The sequence below is a fragment of the Pseudomonas brassicae genome, assembly GCF_010671725.1.
Lineage (GTDB): Bacteria > Pseudomonadota > Gammaproteobacteria > Pseudomonadales > Pseudomonadaceae > Aquipseudomonas > Aquipseudomonas brassicae.
This window is the reverse complement of sequence record NZ_JAAHBU010000560.1, coordinates 1-3,304: the sequence shown is the minus strand read 5'-3', so window position 1 is coordinate 3,304 and position 3,304 is coordinate 1. Positions and strand designations below refer to the sequence as shown.

The window sequence follows — 3,304 nt, the reverse complement described above, 5'->3', positions numbered from 1 at the left end:
GCGCCCTGGCGCTGCACGCCGTGCACCAGGTCAGGCACCACAGCCCCGAACTGGCCCTGCGCACCCTGGAACTGGTGGCACGGGACAAGGCCTGCGAGTTCCCTGGTAACGCCTGCCACGGCGAGGCCTGCCCGCTGGCCAAGGGGTTTTACGATCGCCTGCCGGGCGCCCGCCAGGCCGCGGCGCAGCAACCGGTACTGGACAAGGCCACGTTGCGCGAGGTGGCCCTGGCGCATCAGGTGTGCCCGTACTACCTGGGGCAGGAAATGGCCCGTTGGGTCGACGTGGTGATCGCCGACTACAACTACTACTTCGACCAGAGCGCCTTGCTGTTCGGTCTTGCCCAGCTCGACCAGTGGCGTGTGGCCGTGCTGGTGGACGAGGCGCACAACCTGGTGGAGCGGGCACGTCAGATGTACAGCGCCAGCCTCGACCAGTGGCAGTTGCAGGCCTTGCGCCGTGAACCGCCGGCAGGGCTGGAAAGCGCGCTGCAGCGCCTGAACCGGGCCTGGAATGCGCTGCACAAGGCGCAGACGGCGGCCTATCAGGCCAGCGACGCATTGCCGGGTGCCTTCCTCAAGGCGTTGCAGCGGTGTGTCAGCCAGATCCAGGAGCGCATGAACCAGCAGCCCACCAGCGTCGACGGCCCGCTGCTGCAGTTCTTCTTCCAGGCCAGCCAGTTCCTGCGCCTGAGCGAGGTGTTCGACGGGCATTTCGTGTTCGACGTGAGCAAGCGCGACGGGCCGGGCGGGCGCAGCCTGTCCACCCTGTGCCTGCGCAACCTGGTGCCGGCTCCGCTGATCGGCCCGCGCATGGCGGCGGCGCGCAGCGTCACGCTGTTCTCTGCCACCTTGAGCCCGCGACATTTCTATGCCGACCTGCTGGGCATGCCCGCCGATACCGCCTGGCTGGAGGTGGCTTCGCCGTTCGCCGCCGAACAACTGCAAGTGCGGGTGATCAGTACGGTCTCGACCCGTTATCAGCACCGCCAGGCATCGCTGGCACCGATCGTCGAGCTGATTGCCGCGCAGTACCGCCAGCAGCCGGGCAACTACCTGGCCTTTTTCAGCAGCTTCGACTACCAGCAGCAGGTGGCCCAACGGCTGGCCGAGCAGTACCCGCAGATCGTGCAGTGGTCACAGGCGCCCGGCATGGACGAGGCGCAACGCCACGGGTTTCTTGCGCGTTTCGTCGAAGACGGGCAGGGCGTGGGGTTTGCGGTGTTGGGCGGGGCCTTCGCCGAAGGCATCGACCTGCCGGGCACACGCCTGATCGGGGCATTCGTCGCGACCCTGGGGCTGCCCCAGGTCAACCCGGTCAATGAGCAGCTCAAACAACGCATGGGCGCCTTGTTCAGTGCCGGTTTCGACTACACCTACCTGTACCCTGGCGTGCAGAAGGTGATCCAGGCGGCGGGCCGGGTGATCCGTGGCACCGACGACCGCGGCATGGTCATGCTGATCGACGACCGCTTCGCCGAACCCCGCGTGCAGCGCATGTTTCCGCGCTGGTGGGCGCCGCAGTACAAATAGTCGCATGTGCCGGGATCGTCACCGTCGCGCTGCGGTCGAACTGCCAGTAAACTGCGTGTTTTCATCACCCTGAACATCCTTTCTTGAGGTTTTGCATGAAGCTCAGTCCTTTGGCGGGCAAGCCGGCCCCCGCATCCGTGCTGGTCGATATCCCCCAGCTGCTGACCGCCTATTACACCGGCCAGCCTGATGCCGGCGTAGCCGCCCAGCGCGTCGCTTTCGGCACCTCGGGGCACCGCGGCAGTTCGGTGGACTTGAGTTTCAACGAGCAGCACGTGCTGGCGATCAGCCAGGCCATCTGCCTGTACCGTCAGGCGCAGGGTATCGACGGGCCGCTGTTCATCGGTATCGATACCCATGCACTGTCCACCCCGGCCGCCGCCACTGCGTTGCAGGTGCTGGCTGCCAACGGCGTGGAGGTGATGCTGGCCAAGGACGACGAGTACACGCCGACCCCGGCCGTGTCCCACGCCATCCTCTGCTACAACCGTGGCCGTAGCCGTGGGCTGGCCGACGGCATCGTCATCACGCCGTCGCACAACCCGCCGCAAAGCGGTGGCTTCAAGTACAACCCGCCCAACGGCGGCCCGGCCGACAGCGACGTGACCAAGTGGATCGAAGCCAAGGCCAACCAGCTGCTGGCCGATGGCCTCAAGGGTGTGCAACGCATGGGCTACGAGCAGGCGCTCAAGGCCAGTACGACGCACCGCCACGACTACCTGGGCAATTACGTCAGAGACCTGGTCAATGTGATTGATTTCGATGTGATTCGTGGCGCCGGCCTGCGCCTGGGCGTCGACCCGCTGGGCGGTGCCGGGGTGCGTTACTGGTCGGCGATTGCCGATCACTACAAACTCGACCTTGAGGTGGTCAATACCTCGGTCGATCCGACCTTCCGCTTCATGTGCGTGGACTGGGACGGCCAGATCCGCATGGACCCGTCCTCGCCGCACGCGATGCAGGGCCTGATCGGCCTGCGTGATCGCTTCGACGTGGCGTTTGGTTGCGACCCGGACCACGACCGCCACGGCATCGTCACGCCGTCCGGCGGCCTGCTGGCGCCAAACGCCTACCTGGCGGTGTCGATCGACTACCTGTTCCAGCACCGCCCGCAGTGGCGCGCCGATGCGGCGGTGGGCAAGACCGTGGTCAGCAGCGGCCTGATCGACCGCGTGGCGGCACGCCTGGGGCGTCGCCTGTACGAAGTGCCGGTGGGCTTCAAGTACTTTGCCGATGGCCTGTTCGACGGTTCGCTGGGCTTTGGTGGCGAGGAGAGTGCAGGTGCCTCGTTCCTGCGCAAGGACGGCACGGTATGGAGCACCGACAAGGACGGCTTGATCCCGTCGTTGCTGGCGGCAGAAATGACCGCGCGTACCGGTCGCGACCCGAGCCAGGCGTATGCGGCATTGACTGCGCAACTGGGGCAGCCGTTTTCCACGCGGGTGGACGCCAAGGCCACGCCGGCGCAGAAAGCGCTGCTGGGCAAGCTGTCGCCGCAGCAGGTCAAGTCGACCTCGTTGGCCGGCGAGCCGATCGAGCAGATCCTCAGCCATGCGCCGGGCAACGACCAGGCCATTGGCGGGTTGAAGGTGATGACCGCCAACGGCTGGTTCGCGGCGCGGCCGTCGGGCACCGAAGACATCTACAAGATCTATGCAGAGAGCTTCGTCGATGAGGCGCACCTGCAGCGCCTGGTGGGTGAAGCGCAGGAACTGGTAGACGCTGCTATCGCCTGATGCGCTTTGGGCCTTGAGGCCGCCTTCGCTGGCAAG

The 3,304-nt window shown here is 66.3% G+C and carries 2 protein-coding genes; both read left to right on the top strand.

All coding sequences use genetic code 11. The features are described from left to right. Positions 1-1,532 (top strand): ATP-dependent DNA helicase (locus G3436_RS25995; RefSeq protein WP_163951127.1); only part of this gene is annotated, 1,532 nt, incomplete at its 5' end. 95 nt (positions 1,533-1,627) lie between these two features. Continuing rightward, on the top strand, positions 1,628-3,268 hold the full coding sequence (gene pgm, locus G3436_RS25990) for a phosphoglucomutase (alpha-D-glucose-1,6-bisphosphate-dependent) (protein WP_163951126.1): 1,641 nt from the start codon (positions 1,628-1,630) through the stop codon (positions 3,266-3,268). The last annotated feature ends 36 nt before the right edge of the window (positions 3,269-3,304 follow it).

Coding starts and splice junctions, on each gene's coding strand:
- pgm (WP_163951126.1), top strand. CDS start 1,628: ATGAAGCTCAGTCCTTTGGCGGGCAAGCCGGCCCCCGCATCCGTGCTG.